At 68.5% G+C, this 15505-nt stretch carries 17 protein-coding genes; 4 read left to right on the plus strand and 13 right to left on the minus strand.

Features of this window, described 5'->3' with window-relative positions:
* Nucleotides 1–2: 2 nt before the first annotated feature.
* A complete protein-coding gene (gene tgt / locus P9K36_RS00425) occupies nt 3–1139 on the minus strand; it encodes a tRNA guanosine(34) transglycosylase Tgt (RefSeq protein ID WP_043754857.1) in 1137 nt (378 codons plus the stop codon).
* Nucleotides 1136–2200, minus strand: coding sequence for a tRNA preQ1(34) S-adenosylmethionine ribosyltransferase-isomerase QueA (gene queA / locus P9K36_RS00430; protein WP_043754860.1), 1065 nt, complete (start codon nt 2198–2200; stop codon nt 1136–1138). The genes tgt and queA overlap by 4 nt, the downstream gene beginning before the upstream one ends.
* A 97-nt stretch (nt 2201–2297) precedes the next feature.
* Here queA and P9K36_RS00435 point away from each other — a divergent pair, with 97 nt between their 5' ends.
* The 3 genes from P9K36_RS00435 to P9K36_RS00445 all read left to right on the plus strand — a co-directional run bounded on the left by P9K36_RS00435 (nt 2298) and on the right by P9K36_RS00445 (nt 3755).
* Nucleotides 2298–2555, plus strand: coding sequence for a hypothetical protein (locus P9K36_RS00435; protein WP_043754863.1), 258 nt, complete (start codon nt 2298–2300; stop codon nt 2553–2555).
* A complete protein-coding gene (locus tag P9K36_RS00440) occupies nt 2552–2770 on the plus strand; it encodes a hypothetical protein (RefSeq protein WP_043754866.1) in 219 nt (72 codons plus the stop codon). Before P9K36_RS00435 ends, P9K36_RS00440 begins: the two co-directional genes overlap by 4 nt.
* Before the next feature lie 97 nt (nt 2771–2867).
* On the plus strand, nt 2868–3755 hold the full coding sequence (locus tag P9K36_RS00445) for a cation diffusion facilitator family transporter (RefSeq protein ID WP_043348505.1): 888 nt from the start codon (nt 2868–2870) through the stop codon (nt 3753–3755).
* A 5-nt stretch (nt 3756–3760) separates the two neighbouring features.
* Here P9K36_RS00445 and P9K36_RS00450 read toward each other — a convergent pair whose 3' ends face one another.
* From P9K36_RS00450 to coxB, 10 genes are all read right to left on the minus strand, one after another.
* Complete coding sequence (locus tag P9K36_RS00450; protein ID WP_043754869.1) at nt 3761–5017, minus strand: SfnB family sulfur acquisition oxidoreductase; 1257 nt, start codon at nt 5015–5017, stop codon at nt 3761–3763.
* A 42-nt stretch (nt 5018–5059) separates the two neighbouring features.
* Nucleotides 5060–6175 carry a dimethylsulfone monooxygenase SfnG gene (gene sfnG / locus P9K36_RS00455; RefSeq protein ID WP_043754872.1) on the minus strand — a complete coding sequence of 372 codons (1116 nt, stop codon included), beginning with the start codon at nt 6173–6175 and terminating at the stop codon, nt 5060–5062.
* A gap of 212 nt (nt 6176–6387) precedes the next feature.
* Nucleotides 6388–7152, minus strand: coding sequence for an SURF1 family protein (locus P9K36_RS00460; protein WP_043754874.1), 765 nt, complete (start codon nt 7150–7152; stop codon nt 6388–6390).
* Complete coding sequence (locus P9K36_RS00465; protein ID WP_051044717.1) at nt 7149–7529, minus strand: DUF983 domain-containing protein; 381 nt, start codon at nt 7527–7529, stop codon at nt 7149–7151. The genes P9K36_RS00460 and P9K36_RS00465 overlap by 4 nt, the downstream gene beginning before the upstream one ends.
* 146 nt (nt 7530–7675) lie before the next feature.
* Nucleotides 7676–8539 (minus strand): cytochrome c oxidase subunit 3, encoded by an 864-nt coding sequence (locus P9K36_RS00470; protein ID WP_043348496.1) that lies wholly within the window; start codon nt 8537–8539, stop codon nt 7676–7678.
* 154 nt (nt 8540–8693) lie between these two features.
* A complete protein-coding gene (locus tag P9K36_RS00475) occupies nt 8694–9305 on the minus strand; it encodes a cytochrome c oxidase assembly protein (RefSeq protein WP_043348494.1) in 612 nt (203 codons plus the stop codon).
* A 10-nt stretch (nt 9306–9315) separates the two neighbouring features.
* Nucleotides 9316–9480 carry a hypothetical protein gene (locus P9K36_RS00480; protein WP_043348492.1) on the minus strand — a complete coding sequence of 55 codons (165 nt, stop codon included), beginning with the start codon at nt 9478–9480 and terminating at the stop codon, nt 9316–9318.
* 5 nt (nt 9481–9485) lie between these two features.
* Nucleotides 9486–10436: a heme o synthase gene (locus tag P9K36_RS00485; protein ID WP_043380432.1), complete on the minus strand. Its 951-nt coding sequence runs from the start codon at nt 10434–10436 to the stop codon at nt 9486–9488.
* Between the two features lie 215 nt (nt 10437–10651).
* The gene (gene ctaD, locus P9K36_RS00490; RefSeq protein ID WP_043348481.1) at nt 10652–12280 is read right to left on the minus strand and encodes a cytochrome c oxidase subunit I; all 1629 of its coding nucleotides are present in this window, start codon (nt 12278–12280) and stop codon (nt 10652–10654) included.
* A gap of 50 nt (nt 12281–12330) precedes the next feature.
* Nucleotides 12331–13170 carry a cytochrome c oxidase subunit II gene (coxB, locus tag P9K36_RS00495; RefSeq protein ID WP_043348479.1) on the minus strand — a complete coding sequence of 280 codons (840 nt, stop codon included), beginning with the start codon at nt 13168–13170 and terminating at the stop codon, nt 12331–12333.
* Between the two features lie 360 nt (nt 13171–13530).
* Between coxB and fdhD the strand changes: the two genes are divergently transcribed.
* Nucleotides 13531–14313, plus strand: a complete 783-nt coding sequence (gene fdhD / locus P9K36_RS00500; protein WP_236962036.1) for a formate dehydrogenase accessory sulfurtransferase FdhD — start codon at nt 13531–13533, stop codon at nt 14311–14313.
* Between the two features lie 37 nt (nt 14314–14350).
* Here fdhD and P9K36_RS00505 read toward each other — a convergent pair whose 3' ends face one another.
* Nucleotides 14351–15196 carry a hypothetical protein gene (locus P9K36_RS00505; protein ID WP_182592444.1) on the minus strand — a complete coding sequence of 282 codons (846 nt, stop codon included), beginning with the start codon at nt 15194–15196 and terminating at the stop codon, nt 14351–14353.
* Nucleotides 15197–15505: the final 309 nt, after the last annotated feature.

Genomic DNA, 15505 nt, shown 5'->3' on the forward strand with positions numbered 1-15505 from the left:
GGTCAGGCGGCGGCGCGCTCGGACCGAGCCCAACCCGCGCGGGTGCTGGTGCAGTAATCCGCGTAGCGGCCGTCCCGGATCGCCGCGCGGGCGCCGGCCATCAGGTCCTGGTAATAGGCGAGGTTGTTCCAGGTCAGGAGCATCATCCCGAGGATCTCGTTCGACCGAACGAGGTGATGCAGATAGGCGCGGGAGTAATCCCGGGCCGCCGGACAGGTCGAAGCCTCGTCGAGCGGCGCGGTGTCCTCGGCGTGGCGGGCATTGCGCAGGTTGACCCGTCCGTGGCGCGTATAGGCGAGGCCGTGCCGGCCGGCGCGGGTCGGCATCACGCAGTCGAACATGTCGATGCCGCGGGCGACCGCGCCCAGGATGTCGTCCGGCGTACCGACGCCCATCAGGTACCGGGGCTTCGCCGCCGGCAGATGCGGCTCCACGGTCTCGATCATGGCGAACATGACCTCCTGGGGCTCGCCCACGGCGAGGCCGCCCACCGCGTAGCCCTTGAGATCGAGATCCGTCAGCGCGCGCGCGCTCTCGACGCGCAGGGCCGGCACGTCGCCGCCCTGGACGATGCCGAACATGGCCCGCCCGGGCTGCTCGCCGAACGCGACGCGGCAGCGCTCGGCCCAGCGCAGGGACAGACGCATGGCCTTCTCGATGGCCGCATGGTCGGCCGGCAGGCGCACGCATTCATCGAGCTGCATCTGGATGTCCGAGCCGAGCAGACCCTGGATCTCGATGGAGCGCTCCGGGCTCATGTGGTGGGCGGTGCCGTCGATATGCGAGCGGAAGGTCACGCCCTGCTCGTCGATCTTCCGCAGGGCGGAGAGGGACATCACCTGGAAGCCGCCGGAATCCGTCAGGATCGGCCGATCCCAGTTCATGAAGCGGTGCAGGCCGCCGAGCCGGGCCATGCGCTCCGGGCCGGGCCGCAGCATCAGGTGATAGGTGTTGCCCAGCACCACGTCGGCGCCGAGGTCGCGGACCTGATCGGGATACATCGCCTTGACGGTCGCTGCGGTGCCCACCGGCATGAAGGCCGGTGTGCGGATCGTGCCGCGCGGCGTCGTGATGACGCCGGTTCGGGCGGTGTCGTCCTGCGCCAGCAGGTTGAATCCGAAGGGAACGCTGTCGGTCATGGGATGTCCGCGCGCGGGCCCGGGAAGAGCAGGCTGGCGTCGCCGTAGGAGTAGAACCGGTATCCCGCCTCGATCGCGTGCGCGTAGGCCGCGCGCATCGTCTCCAGTCCGGAGAAGGCCGAGACCAGCATGAACAGCGTCGAGCGCGGCAAGTGGAAGTTGGTCACGAGCGCGTCGACCGCGCGGAACCGATAGCCCGGCGTGATGAAGATCTCGGTCGGCCCCGAGAAGGGCGCGAGCGTTCCGTCCGGGCCGGCGGCGCTCTCCAGAAGGCGCAGCGCCGTGGTGCCCACCGCGACGATCCGGCCCCCCGCGGCCCGCGCCGCGTTCAGGGCGTCGGCCGTGGCTGCGTCGAGGATGCCGATCTCCGCATGCATGCGGTGTGCGTCGGTATCCTCGGCCTTGACCGGCAGGAAGGTCCCGGCGCCAACATGCAGCGTGACGTGGTGGCGCCGTAGACCGGCGGCATCGAGATCGGACAGCAGCGCCTCGGAGAAGTGCAGGCCCGCCGTCGGCGCCGCGACCGCTCCCGGATGCCGGGCGTAGACCGTCTGGTAGTCGGTGGTGTCCCGGGTATCCGTGGCGCGCTTGCCCGCGATGTAGGGCGGCAGCGGCAGGGCGCCCTCGGCGGCGATGGCGGCGTCGAGCTCGGGCCCGGACCGGTCGAAGGCCAGGACGATCTCGCCGGCCTCGGCCTTCTCGATGACGTTGGCGCCCAGTGCGCCGAAGCGCAGTGCATCGCCCGGAGCGAGTCGTTTCGCCGGCCGGGCGAAGGCGCGCCAGCGATCCGGGGCTTCGCGCAGGTGAAGCAACACCTCCGTGCGCTGGCCCGGGGCGCCGGGACGCGTGCGGACACCGTTCAGCCGCGCGGGGATCACCTTCGTGTCGTTGAAGACCAGGGCATCGCCCGCCCTGAGGGCGCCGGGAAGGTCGCGCACGGTCCGGTCGGCCGGCGGCAGGCCGGGATGCACCACGAGCAATCGCCCGGCATCGCGCGGCTCGGCCGGGCGCAGGGCGATGCTGGTTTCCGGCAGGTCGAAATCGAAGAGGTCTACGCGCATCGCCGGCTGCCTGCACCGAACGGCACGCGGTTTCAACCGCGGAACCGCCGGGGAGTGCGCCCGTTTCCGCGTCACCGAGACGCGAGGTCCTCGATCCATGCCCTGGTACGCCGTTCGCCCCCGTGATGACGCCGACCCCCGCTGGCCGCTGCCCGGCACAGCCGAGATCGTGCTGAAGGCCGAGGATCCCGAAGCCGCGCGCGCGAAGTTCGAATCGGCCTATCCGAGCCAGCCCTTCGGCAGCCCCGGCGTCCCCGTTCCGGATACCGGTGCCGGCAGCTTCCGCGGCGATCCGGACGCGCTGGTCGTCGCCGAGACGGGCGAGCCGTCGGCGTCGCGGGATCGCCCCGCGTGACGACCCGCGTGCCCCCCCGGTCCATCACCCTGGACGGCCAGCTCCTCGGCTATTGGGAGCGTGAGGCCGCCCGGCTGGAGACCCTGGCCGCCGCGACGCGCTTCGCTTGGCAGCGTCGGCGCTATCTCCGCAAGGCCGAGGTCGCCCACGCCAAGGCGGAGCTGAGCCGACGGCGCGAGGTTGCCCGGGGCCGCGAGACCCCGTCGGAGACATAGCCGCGGCTAACACGTTTTCGACGGTCTCGAACCTTTGCCGTGGCCTTGGCCGCGGCGGGTGCCGTATGGGCGCGGCGTCACCCCAACGGCGCAATCCATGGACCGCACCCAGAAAGCCGCCCTCTTCAGCGCGGGCATCGGCCTCGCCGTTACGGCGCTGAAATTCTACGCCGCGTGGCTCACGGGCAGCCTTGCCCTGTACTCCGACGCGCTGGAGAGCATCATCAACGTGGTCGCGGCCGTGGGCGCCTTCGTGGCCCTGCGGGTCGCCGCGCGTCCGGCCGACGAGGACCATCCCTACGGACACCACAAGGCCGAGTTCTTTTCCGCGGTGATCGAGGGCGCGCTGATCGTGGTGGCTGCGCTGCTGATCCTGCGCGAATCCTATTCCGGGCTGCTCGCTCCGGAGCCCCTCGACGCGCCCCTGATCGGCCTCGCGATCAACTTCGGGGCCGGAATCATCAACGCCGCCTGGGCGGTGGCACTCATGCGGTGGGGCAAGCGCTGGCGTTCGCCAGCTCTGATCGCCGATGCGCGTCACGTCTTCGCCGACGTGGTCACGTCCTGCGGCGTCCTTGCCGGTGTCGGCGCCGTCATCCTGACCGGGTACCCGGTCCTCGACCCCGTCGTGGCCGGGCTCGTGGCGCTCAACATCCTCTGGTCCGGCTTCCGCATGGTCCGGGAATCGGTGGACGGCCTGATGGATCGGGCCGCCCCGGCCGAGATGGTGAGCCAGATCCGGTCGCTCATCTCGCAGCACGGTGAAGGCGCGCTGGAGGCGCACGACGTGCGCACCCGCTCCGCCGGTCAGGCCACCTTCATCGATTTCCACCTCGTCGTCCCCGGGGCCATGACCGTCGAGGATTCCCACGCCATCTGCGACCGGCTGGAGTCCGCCTTGGAGACGACGATTCCCGGCGCCGTGGTGACCATCCATGTCGAGCCCGGCGAGGAGGCCAAGGCCCGGGGATTGCCCGTGCTGTAGGACCGTCAGCTCCAGGCGTGGAGCGGCGGATTCACGCCGTTCAGGGCGTGGTTGCCCACGATCGCGTATTTCCAGCGGACCGGATCGTGCAGCGTGTGCGTGCGGGCGTTCCGCCAGTGCCGGTCGAGGTTCTCCGCCGCCAGGGTCGAGCGGGTGCCCGACAGCTCGAAGAGCTTGTTTGACGCCGCCAAGGCCACCTCGGTGGTGAGCACCTTTGCCTCGGCCACGGCGATCTGTGCCGCGGCGACCGCCTCGGCATCGGGTCGCGCTACGGCCGCGTCGAGGACGAGCCCGGCCCGGTCGAGCAGCGCTTCGGCGGCGTGCTGCCGGATGGTCAGATCGCCGATCGCGTGGATCGTGTAGGGATCGTCCGAGGCCCGTTCCAGCCCGCTATCGATCCAGGGGCGGGCCTTGTCGCGAACGAAGCGAATCGTGTCGTCCAGGGCCTCGCGGCCGATCCCGGCATCGACGGCCGCCTGGATAATCTGGAACACCGCGCCGTCGGCGGTGGGCGCCTCGTAGCCCTTCCAGGCGGGGACGAGATGGCTCTTGGGAACCCGCACGTCCTCGATCAGCACGGTTCCGCTGGCCGTACCGCGCTGGCCGAAGCTCGACCAGTCGTCGATTACCGTCAGGCCGGGCGCGTCCCGCTCGGCGATGGCGTACCAAGCACGCCCGTCTCCATCGAGCGCCACGATCGGCACGAGATGCGCGAGAAGGGCGCCCGTGGCGTAGGATTTCTGGCCCCGCACGACGACGTGGTCGCCGTCATCGGTGAAGCGTGTGTCGAAATCGGCCGCCCGCTTGGTGCCGCGCTCCGAGAAGGCGTTGCCGAACCGCGTTCCGCGCAACACCTCCGAGAAGAGCAGGTGCTTCTGCGCTTCGTCCGACACAGTCCGGATGGCAGCCAGGATGCCGAGATGGTTCTGGGCGATCTGCGCGATCGATGGATCGGCAGCCGCAAGGATGGCGATCACCTGGGCCAGGGTCCGGTACGAGACCTCCGGGCCGCCATACGCCCGCGGCACGTTGATCGACCAGAGGCCGCTCTGAGAGAAGGCGTCGAGTTCCGCCAGCGGTCGTGCGGCGTGGCGGTCCCGCTCCGAGGCGCCGCCCCGGAACGCGGCAGCCAGCCGCTGGGCGACGGCCAGCGCCTCGGCATCGTCACGGATCACATGGGCGGGGGAGGGCGGTCGCGTAGGGCCGGGAGCGCCCTGACGGCGCTCCGGCGCGAGCGTGCGCGCATCGACGGCGATGTTCATGGCTCACTCCAGTCAGGCAGGATACGGATCGGCGTGCGACGCTCAGGCTGCCTCGGCATGCCGGTTCCGGGCGGCCTCAAGGGCGCGGACCCGGGGGATCACGTGCGCGCCGAAATACGCGACGTCTTCCTGGAAGTGCAGGAAGGCCAGCAGCGCGAGGTCCGTACCGGCATCCTTCAGCGCCAGGATCCGCTCGGCGATCTGGTCGGGCGTGCCGATCAGGTTGGTCTTGAAGCCGTCGTTGTACTGAACGAGATCCTCGAAGCTCGACTTCGCCCAGTTGCCTTCGCCTTCGGGCGAGGCCTTGCCGGCATTCTTCACCTCGTGGCCGAAAGCCCTCACGGCCTCGGGATCGGCATTGTCGATGATCTCCTGAAGGACGGCGCGGGCTTCCTCCTCCGTGTCGCGGGCGATCACGAAGGCGTTCACGCCGATCCGGGGATAATTGCCGGTCTCGGCCGACTTGGCGCGGATGTCGTCCACCTGGGCCCGGATCGTCTCCGGCGTGCCGCCATTGGTGAAGTACCAGTCGGAGACGCGGGTCGCCATGTCGCGCGCCGCCCGGGACGAACCGCCCTGGAAGATCTCAGGCAGCGGCTGGGCGGGCTTCGGCTTCAACGTGTAGTCGCTGTAGCGATAGAAATCGCCGCGGAAGGTGAAGTTGTCCTGCGTCCAGATCCCGCGCAGGCTCCGGATGAATTCCTCGGACCGGCGGTAACGCTCGTCATGATCGAGCCAGGGCTCGCCGATGGCCCGGAACTCTCCCGAGAACCAGCCCGACACGATGTTCACCGCGATGCGCCCCTCGGTGAGCTGCGAGATCGTGGCGATCTGCTTGGCGGCGAGGGTCGGATGCCACGGTCCGGGTAGAAGGGCGGCGATGACCTTGAGCTTGGTCGTCGCGGCAAGCAGGGCGTGGCTGAAGGCCACCGATTCGTGCTGGTACTCAGCCCCGTAGCCGGCGGTGAACCGGATCTGCGTCAGCCCGTACTCGAACCCCGCCGCCTCGGCGATCTGGGCCAGCTTTCGATTGTACTCCGCATCCCAGCTCGTCCACTGCGGGATCTTGCTGATCACGAGCCCACCGGAAACGTTGGGCACCCAGTAGGCGAAGCGGATCGGCTCGCGCCGCGGGTCATCGGCGAAATGGCTTGTCATCCGGCGCTACCTCAGTTGCACGGCGGCCACGCGCCGTGTCGTCTTTGGAAGATCGCCGCGAACTGAATACACTATGCACTGCGCGGCCGATCGATCCAGAACACAGAAAGTATTCTGGAGCGACGGCGCGCGGTCAAAGGAACGGGTTGCTGTTTTTCAGCCGGACCCCGCGAGACTTTTCCTCGCCGGGAGCCAAAGAGTTCGATTTTGTCCTAGGCCGCCCGGGGCTCGGCCGAATCGTGCAGGCGGCGCCACGCGAAGACCGAGAAGACGCCGATCAGACAGGCGGCGAGGCCGAACCACGTGAACGCGTATTGCAGATGGTTGTTGGGGAGGTCGACGCGCAGCTGACCGCCCCGCGGCCAGGTCGTCTGTCCCGGGACGGCATCGGCCTCGATCAGGTAGGGCGCCACCGTGCCGAGGCCGCGGGCCGCGGCGATGCCGGCGATATCCCGATTGAACCACTCGCCACGGGCCGGGTCGGGCTCCGGCACGAACATCCCCCGGGCCTCGCTGGAACGGAGGATTCCAGTGACCGTCGTCGGCCCCTCGATCAGGCCATCCCGGCGATCACCCTGCGCCTTCAGTTCCGTGGGCACGAAGCCCCGGTTGATCAACACGATGCTGTCGTCGTCGCGGCGCAGGGGCGTGAGAACGTAGAAGCCTTGCAGGGCGCGTCCCGGCGTCTCGCCGGCTGCCAGGCCGTGGACGAGGGTCTCCCGGTCGTTGAGGAAGCGCCCGGAGACCCGGACATGCCGAAACTCGTCACGCTCCGGATTCCAGGCCTCCGGCGTTGGGGGCGCCACGGGCTCGGCCCGGCTTTGCCGAACGATCCGCGCGATCAGGTCTTCCTTCCAGCTCTTGCGTTCGAGCTGCCATGTCCCGAGGCCGAGCAGGATGGCCAGAGCGATCAAGGACGCGATTCCCGGCGCGACGAGATCGCGCCAGGCAGCCCGTTTCGTTTCGGCAGCGGTCACGGCTCGAAGCGCCCTTCCTCGGCCCGATTGCTGAACTGAAGGGCGACCAGAAGGCCCTTGAGCGGTCGAACCAAGATCAGGCTGAGCCCGACGGAGAGTGTCAGTGCCACCGTGGCGTGAACCCAGATCGGCGGCTCGTAGGTGATCTCCAGCCACAGGGCGAGGCCCACGACGATGAGGCCGACGATCGACATCACGAAGAAGGCCGGCCCATCCGCGGAGTCGAAATGCGCGTAGTCGAGGCCGCAGGCCTCGCAGGAGGGGCGCAGGGTGAGAAACCCCTTGAACAGATGTCCCTCGCCGCAACGCGGGCACCGGCCGCGCAGGCCGGTGGGGATCGGGGGCGGCGGCGAATAGGTTCGGTTGTCCACGGGCATACTCCAGAACAGCTCCGCGCGGACCCCGGTCGTCCCGCGCCCGGGCCGTCCTATCCGATATGGGGATCACGAAGCGTCGGAAATGCAAAAGGGCGGCCTGAGCCGCCCTTCGCAGGTCCGCCATGCATCGGCGGGATGCTTCGCTCTCAGTGAGCGCCGCCGCCGTGGAAGACGCCCGAGCCCCACACGTAGATGGCGGCGAACAGGAACAGCCATACGACGTCGACGAAGTGCCAGTACCATGCGGCGAACTCGAAGCCGAGATGCTGGCGCGGGGTGAACTGGCCCGCATAGACGCGGAACAGGCAGACCGCGAGGAAGATCGTGCCGATGATGACGTGGGCGCCATGGAAGCCCGTCGCCATGAAGAATGTCGACGCGTAGATGCTTCCTGAGAAGCCGAATTCGGCGTGGCTGTACTCGTAGGCCTGGCAGGCTGTGAACAGAACGCCGAGGATGATCGTCAGCCACAGGCCGTATTTCAGGCCCTTGCGGTCGCCCTCGATCAGCGCGTGGTGGGCCCAGGTCACCGTGGTGCCGGATGTCAGCAGGATCAGCGTGTTGAGGAGCGGCAGATGCCAGGGATCGAAGGCCTCGATACCCTTCGGCGGCCAGACGCCGCCGGTAAACTCCACACGCGAGACCTGGATGGGATCGGCGGTGTAGAGCGCGGCCTCGAAGTAGGCCCAGAACCACGCGACGAAGAACATCACCTCGGAGGCGATGAACATCATCATGCCGTAGCGGTGGTGCAGCTGGACGACGCGGGTGTGATCGCCGGAATTGGCCTCGTGGGCGACGTCCCGCCACCACGAGAACATCGTGTAGAGGACGCCGATCGTGCCGGCCCCGAAGATGTAGGGGCCTGGGCTCAGGGTGCCGATCTGGAGGCTCTTCATCCAGAACACGGCGCCGAACGCCATCAGGAAGCCTGAAAAGGCCCCGATCAACGGCCACGGGCTCGGACTCAGGATGTGATAGTCGTGATTCTTGGCGTGCGCCTCGGCCATCGTCCCGTCGCTCCTCACCCTCGTGCCCCGCGCCGTTCCCGGCATCCGGCCTTACGCTGTTCGTTGCTTGCTCTTGGCCGGGCGCGGCCGACACCACACCCAAGCTTGCCCGAACGTTTAGTCGGTGCAGCCCCGTCTTGTCACGGGTCCGCGATCAGAAATCGCCCTTCGTCTCCGAAGAACCGGATTTCGCCACCGTCGCCTTGACCGGCTGGCCGTTCTTGGAGGCGAAGTACGTGTAGGACAGCGTCATCTCCGAGAGATGCGCGGTGTTCGAATCGTCCCGGACGGCCGGATCGACATAGAACACCACGGGCACGTCCAGTGTCTCGCCGGGCTGAAGCGTCTGCTCGTTGAAGCAGAAACAGGCGATCTTGACGAAATAGCCGCCCATCAGGCCGGGCTGGACGTTGAAGGTGGCCACACCCGCCGACGGTGCGCTGCCGACATTCTGCACCCGGAAGAAGACGGTCTTCGTCTCGCCGAGCTTCGCTTCGACGCGGCTCACTTCCGGGACGAACTTCCAGGACAGCCCCGGCGCGACGTTGGTGTCGAAATGCACGACCATGCTGTCGTCGGTGCGTGCCGCGGAGGCGGCGAGCGCCGGTCCCTGGCGGGGCGTTCCGTCGTAGCCGGTCGCCTTGCAGAACGCGTTGTAGAGAGGGACCGACGCGAAGGCGAGGCCGACCATACCGACGGCGAGACCGGCGCAGGCGATGGCGGTACGCTTGGCGCCGCGACCCGGTCCGGAAGGGGCAGCTGTCATCGCGAACTCCTCAGAGCGGCCGGCTCAGGATCTGCGGTCCGAGCTTGACGATCGTCAGCACGAAGAACAGTAAAACCCAGGCGCCGAGGGCCAGCGCGATGGCCACGGAGCGCTTCCGGCGGCGCGCCTCCTCCTCGGGGGTCAGTGGCCGGTACTGGATCTCGGGATCCGCCATGGCGCTCAGCCCAGGACCGGGCGGAACAGGCCGAAGCTCTGCTCGGCCAGGAGCGCCGAGAACAGCGCGAACAGGTAGAGGATCGAGAAGCCGAACATGCCCATGGCGGCACGCTTCTCGGCATCGCCCTCGCGGTTCCGGAGAACCCGGATGCTGAAGGCTACCATACCGAGGCCGCCCACGAGGCCGACCACCGCGTAGACGAGGCCGCCGAAGCCGAGCGCAACCGGCACGAGGCCGAGCGGCGCGAGGAGCAGCGAGTACCACACGATCTGGCGGCGGGTGGAGGCCGGGCCGGCGACGTTCGGCATCATCGGGATGCCGGCGCGGGCGTACTCGTCGGCCTTGATTAGGGCGAGCGCCCAGAAGTGGGGCGGGGTCCAGATGAAGATGATGGCGAACAGGATCAGGGACTCGATGCCCACCGAGCCGGTCACCACCGCCTGACCGATGACCGGCGGCAGGGCGCCCGCGGCGCCGCCGATGACGATGTTCTGCGCCGTCGCCCGCTTCAGCCACATGGAATAGACCACCGCGTAGAACACGATGGTGAAGGCCAGGAGCGCCGCGGCCAGCCAATTGGCGGTGAGGCCCAGCACCAGCACGGACGCCACCGAGAGGAACAGGCCGAAGCCGAGGGCCTCCTCCGACGTGATCTTGCCCGCAGGGATCGGCCGCGTCGCCGTGCGGCTCATGACGGCGTCGATATCCGCGTCCCACCACATGTTGAGGCAGCCGGAGGCACCGGCGCCGACCGCGATGGCGAGCAGCGAGATCGCGCCGATCGCCGGCTGCACGTGCCCGTGGGAGACCACCATGCCGACCAGGGCGGTGAAGATGACGAGAACCATCACCCGCGGCTTCAGCAGGGCGAAATAGTCCGGAACGTCGCCGCCGGCGCTCGTGAGGGCCGGGGCGGGGACCTCCGGTCCGATCGTGTTCGTCAGGCTCGTCATCGCGTCTGCCGCTGCTGTGTCGGCGCCCGGCCGCGCGCGTCACGGCCGAGTCGGTTCTCGAATTCGACGTGTTCCAAGAGTCGGCGTGAGCGGGGCCCAGGACGTCGTCCTCAGCCCGTGCGGATCGCCCTCAACGCTCGCCCTTGCCGGGAGGTCGGCCGACCGGCCTCCGGGGAAGGGCGAGGGCCGCGGATGCGGCCCTCGCGAGGTCTCTATCAGTGCGCGCCCGGCTCGTCGACGATGCGGGGCAGCGTCTCGAACTGGTGGAAGGGCGGCGGGGAGGAGAGCGTCCACTCGAGGGTGGTGGCGCCTTCGCCCCACGGGTTGTCCGCGGCCCGCTCCTTGGAGCGGAAGGCCAGGACCACGCCGATCACGAACACGAACATGCCGAGGCCGAAGATGTGGCCGCCGTAGGTCGACACCTTGTGCCACTGGGCGAAGGCATCCGGATAGTCGGCGTAGCGACGCGGCATGCCGGCGAGGCCGAGGAAGTGCATCGGGAAGAACAGGACGTTCGCGCCGATGAAGGCCAGCCAGAAGTGCAGCTTGCCGGCCCACTCGGGGATGATGTGGCCGGTCATCTTCGGGAACCAGTAGTAGACACCGGCGAAGATGATGAACACGGCACCCAGGGACAGCACGTAGTGGAAGTGCGCGACCACGTAGTAGGTGTCGTGCAGGTACTTATCGACCGCCGAGTTGGCGAGCACGACGCCGGTGACGCCGCCGACGGTGAAGAGGAAGATGAAGCCCACCGCCCAGTGCATCGCGGCGGTGAAGCGGATGGAGCCGCCCCACATGGTTGCGATCCACGAGAAGATCTTCACGCCGGTCGGGACCGCGATCACCATGGTGGCGAACACGAAGTAGGACTGCGTCTGCAGCGACAGGCCGACCGTGTACATGTGGTGGGCCCACACGACGAAGCCGACGACGCCGATCGCCACCATGGCGTAGGCCATCGCGAGGTAGCCGAAGACGGGCTTGCGCGAGAACGTGGCGATGATGTGCGACACGATGCCGAAGGCCGGCAGGATCATGATGTACACTTCGGGGTGACCGAAGAACCAGAACAGGTGCTGGTACAGGATCGGGTCACCGCCGCCGGCCGGATCGAAGAAGGTCGTGCCGAAGTTGCGGTCCGTCAGCAGCATCGTGATGGCGCCCGCTAGCACCGGCAGCGAGAGCAGCAGCAGGAAGGCGGTGACCAGCTCGGCCCAGGCGAAGAGCGGCATCTTGTGCAGCGTCATGCCGGGGGCGCGCATGTTCAGGATGGTGGTGATGAAGTTGATCGCGCCGAGGATCGAGCCCGCGCCCGAGAGGTGCAGGGCGAAGATCGCGAAGTCGACGGCCGGGCCGGGATGGCCGGCGGTCGAGAGCGGCGGGTAGACGGTCCAGCCGGTGCCGGCGCCGGACGCGCCGGGCGCGCCCTCGACGAACAGCGAGCAGAGCAGGGAGCAGAAGCCCGCCACCGTCAGCCAGAACGAGATGTTGTTCATGCGCGGGAACGCCATGTCAGGCGCGCCGATCATGAGGGGCACGAACCAGTTGCCGAAGCCACCGATCAGCGCCGGCATCACCATGAAGAACACCATGATGAGGCCGTGTCCCGTGACGAACACGTTGTAGGTCGCGGGGTTCGAGAAATACTGCAGGCCGGGCGCCTCCATCTCCATCCGGATGCCGAAGGAGAGGAACGCGCCGATCATGCCGGCGCAGAAGGCGAACAGCAGGTAGAGGGTGCCGATGTCCTTGTGGTTCGTCGACAGGAACCAGCGGGCGAAGAACGATGGCTTGTGGTCGTGGACCTCGTGGGCCCCGGCATGGGCTGCGGCTGTAGCCATGGATTCGAATGCCTTGTGAATCTGATGGGTTCGGTTCGGTCAGCCGGGGCTCAGCGGGCCTCGGCGAAGCTCGTGCCGTTGTCGATGCGGGCGTACTTGGTCTTCGCCTCCTTCAGCCATTCGGCATAGGCCTGCTCGCTGACCACGCGGACCACGATCGGCATGTAGGCATGGCGCTGGCCGCACAGCTCGGAGCACTGACCGTGGAAGGTGCCTTCCTTGTCGGCCTTGAACCACATCTGGTTCAGGCGGCCGGGAACGGCGTCGATCTTGAAGCCGAAGGCCGGCATGGCCCAGGAATGCAGCACATCGGCAGCGGTGACCTGGATCTTCACGATCTTGTTGACCGGAACGACCATCTCGTTGTCGGTCTGGAGCAGGCGCGGCTGCTTGTCCTCGTCGATGTTGGCGTCGAAGGTGAAGCCGCCGCCGGCCTCGGTCTGCGGGTACTCGTAGGACCAGTACCACGCGTGGCCGATGACCTTGACGATCATGTCGGCCTTCGGATCCGAGAGCTGCGTGCGCAGCAGGCGGAAGGACGGGATCGCGACGGCGACCAGGATCAGCACCGGCACGATCGTCCAGGCGATCTCGATGGCGGTGTTGTGCGTGGTGCGCGACGGCGTCGGGTTCCGCTTCTCGCTGAAGCGGTAGATGCACCAGAGGATCAGCCCCAGGACGAAGACGGAAATCCCGAGGGACAGCCAGTGCAGGCCGATTTCGAAGTTCAGGATGTCGCGCGCGTTGTCGGTGACCGGAATCTGCCGGTCCATCTCCCACGGCACGGGCTGACCGAAGCCCGCAGCCTGCGCGCCTGATATCGGGAAGAGCAGGGCGCCGAGAGCGGCGAGGCTCCAGAGTGACCGGTTGATCGTCCGCACCGTCCGCATCTGCCTCTCGTGGCTCCCTTGAACTATCTGGCTGCCGCCGAACCGTCCCGTCTTGACTGCGTGCGGGATTGTACCGACGTGACGGAGTACCGGTTGTGTCACCCGGCATTATCCGACCGGGGCTTCAGACCACAAGGGCCGGCGAGGTGCAACCGCACAAGCGTCGCATCGCGCGCTTTCCAGCCAGTTGGCGGTGTCTCGTGGCGTCGGCGCACTAGGGAACGGCGAAATCATTCACGGTCGCATGGCGCGGGGGATGAGCCATCGCCGGCCGTTCGTATCACCCCATCGGAGTTCGAGATGTCGACGGAAACCGGAAGCCGAACGTCCGGTCTGCCGCCCTGCGCGGTGCCGGTGTCCATGCAGGTGATGGCCTATCACGGTTCGGCGCCGAAGCCGGACACGCGGGCGCTCGCAGCGGAGGCGCCGGTCAACCTCGTCTACGGCAGCGTGCCGCACGCGGTGATGATGGCGACGCCCGCCGATCTGGAGGATTTCGCCTACGGGTTCAGCCTCACGGAAGGGATCGTGGACAGCGTGGACGAGATCCGCGCGACCCGGGTCGAGATGGCCGAGGACGGCCTGCGCCTTCACGTCGATCTGGCGCCCGGTCGGCTTCGCGAGCACTTGGCGCGCAAGCGCGCCATCAGCGGCCGGACCGGTTGCGGCGTCTGTGGCATCGAGGATCTGGCGCAACTGCCGCGGGCCGGGGGGCGGGCCGCGTCCGAAGTCCGGATCGCTCTACCGGCCATCGCCCGCGCGCTCTCCGAGCTGGATCGGGCGCAGGTGCTCGGCGCGCAGACGCGCGCCGTTCACGCGGCGGCCTGGGCTCGCCGCGACGGCAGCCTCGCGGCGGTCCGTGAGGATGTCGGCCGCCACAACGCCCTCGACAAGCTGATCGGCGCCCTGATGCGGGCGGGCACGCCCGCGGACGAGGGTTTTCTCGTCATCACCAGCCGCTGCTCGTTCGAGATGGTTGAAAAGGCCGCACGGCTCGGCGCGGCTGTGATCGTCGCCATCTCGGCACCGACGTCGCTGGCCCTCGAACGTGCCCGATCCTATGGCCTGACGCTCTGCGCCATCGCGCGGGCCGATACCGTCACGGTCTTCACGGGCGCAGAGAGGCTGACCGCCGGCGGCTGACCACCGGCGGGTGACGCCGAGGCCAGAGCCGGCGCGCCTATTCGGACGGGCCCGGGACGATGGTGGCACCGCCGATCACCCGCACCGGCTTCTTGTCCGACGGCGGGTCCTTCCAGTCCTTCGCGGCCGGCTTGGCCGCGTCCGCGACGGGGGCTCCGGCCGGCTTCGAGGGTGCTGCAGCAGGCGTCGTCGGGGCCGGCGAGGGGGATTTCTCGATCGATGCCGCCTTGGTCTCGGGCGCTGAGGGCGGATTCGGATCGCTCTTGGCCGTGTCGGCGGGAGCGATCTTGGGGGCCGGCGCCTCGGGTGAGGTGCGGTGGGGCGTCTTCAGCTCCGGCGTGCGCGCGGGCGTCGCCCGTGCGACCTTTCTGGACGGAGCGCTGCGGACGACGCCGTCGGGGTTGAGCCCGTCGGGATTGACGTCCGGTCGGAAGGCTTCGCCACCCGGTCGGCGCTGCGGTCGCGCCATCGGGTCCTCGGCGGGCGGGGCCGGGCGGATCGCGCGACGGGGGAGGGCCTCGTCCTCGGTCCAACCGAATCCGGGTGTGGGCCGCTCAAGCCGCGCGTAGGTTTCCGGCGCGCCCGTCCGCTGGCGGCCCACGATCGCCCCTGTCATCGGATCGACGAAGAGCCGCACCGGCACGCCGGCGGGGCCGACGGCCTCGACGACGTAGACCCGCCCGTCGAAGCGCGGGCGGCTGAGGCCGCTGAAGCCGCGGTCTGCGAGGCGCCAAGCCACGACGCGCGGGGGGAGGACCTCATCCTCGAAAGCGAATTGCGCGTGGGCGCCGCTGGATGCACCCAGGCAGGTCGCGGCCGATAGGACGACCGCGCCCAGCGTCAGGATCGTCGGTCGTCGGAGGCGTGCAACTCTGCTCTTCATCGTCACTCTTGTGCGTTCTCGGTTTGGAGACCCGGCAGAGTGTCCGGTTCCGGCATGGTCCGGGCCGGTGGACCCGGACCTCGACCATGCCGGCGAGGTCGTTGCCCCGCATGCCGCTTGTGCTCGGCCTGCCCGGTAGAACCCGCGATTCGGGCGAGATTGCGGAGGCCGGGAGCCGGGTCCGCCCCCTCATCCAGAGCGGCGACGCCGCAGCCGCCAGCAGTCTCTTGCTGAAAACATTTCAATCTGGCAGTTTTGCGACTTAGGACAGCACAACTGTCCCATCGGCCGTGCACCCCGGCCGTCGCC

The organism is Methylobacterium sp. 391_Methyba4, from assembly GCF_029691625.1.
Lineage (GTDB): Bacteria > Pseudomonadota > Alphaproteobacteria > Rhizobiales > Beijerinckiaceae > Methylobacterium > Methylobacterium fujisawaense.

Coding starts and splice junctions, on each gene's coding strand:
- P9K36_RS00480 (WP_043348492.1), bottom strand. CDS start 9,480: ATGGCGGATCCCGAGATCCAGTACCGGCCACTGACCCCCGAGGAGGAG.
- P9K36_RS00470 (WP_043348496.1), bottom strand. CDS start 8,539: ATGGCCGAGGCGCACGCCAAGAATCACGACTATCACATCCTGAGTCCG.
- tgt (WP_043754857.1), bottom strand. CDS start 1,139: ATGACCGACAGCGTTCCCTTCGGATTCAACCTGCTGGCGCAGGACGAC.
- P9K36_RS00450 (WP_043754869.1), bottom strand. CDS start 5,017: ATGAACATCGCCGTCGATGCGCGCACGCTCGCGCCGGAGCGCCGTCAG.
- queA (WP_043754860.1), bottom strand. CDS start 2,200: ATGCGCGTAGACCTCTTCGATTTCGACCTGCCGGAAACCAGCATCGCC.
- P9K36_RS00475 (WP_043348494.1), bottom strand. CDS start 9,305: ATGACAGCTGCCCCTTCCGGACCGGGTCGCGGCGCCAAGCGTACCGCC.
- ctaD (WP_043348481.1), bottom strand. CDS start 12,280: ATGGCTACAGCCGCAGCCCATGCCGGGGCCCACGAGGTCCACGACCAC.
- P9K36_RS00505 (WP_182592444.1), bottom strand. CDS start 15,196: ATGAAGAGCAGAGTTGCACGCCTCCGACGACCGACGATCCTGACGCTG.
- coxB (WP_043348479.1), bottom strand. CDS start 13,170: ATGCGGACGGTGCGGACGATCAACCGGTCACTCTGGAGCCTCGCCGCT.
- P9K36_RS00485 (WP_043380432.1), bottom strand. CDS start 10,436: ATGACGAGCCTGACGAACACGATCGGACCGGAGGTCCCCGCCCCGGCC.
- fdhD (WP_236962036.1), top strand. CDS start 13,531: ATGCAGGTGATGGCCTATCACGGTTCGGCGCCGAAGCCGGACACGCGG.
- sfnG (WP_043754872.1), bottom strand. CDS start 6,175: ATGACAAGCCATTTCGCCGATGACCCGCGGCGCGAGCCGATCCGCTTC.
- P9K36_RS00465 (WP_051044717.1), bottom strand. CDS start 7,529: ATGCCCGTGGACAACCGAACCTATTCGCCGCCGCCCCCGATCCCCACC.
- P9K36_RS00445 (WP_043348505.1), top strand. CDS start 2,868: ATGGACCGCACCCAGAAAGCCGCCCTCTTCAGCGCGGGCATCGGCCTC.
- P9K36_RS00435 (WP_043754863.1), top strand. CDS start 2,298: ATGCCCTGGTACGCCGTTCGCCCCCGTGATGACGCCGACCCCCGCTGG.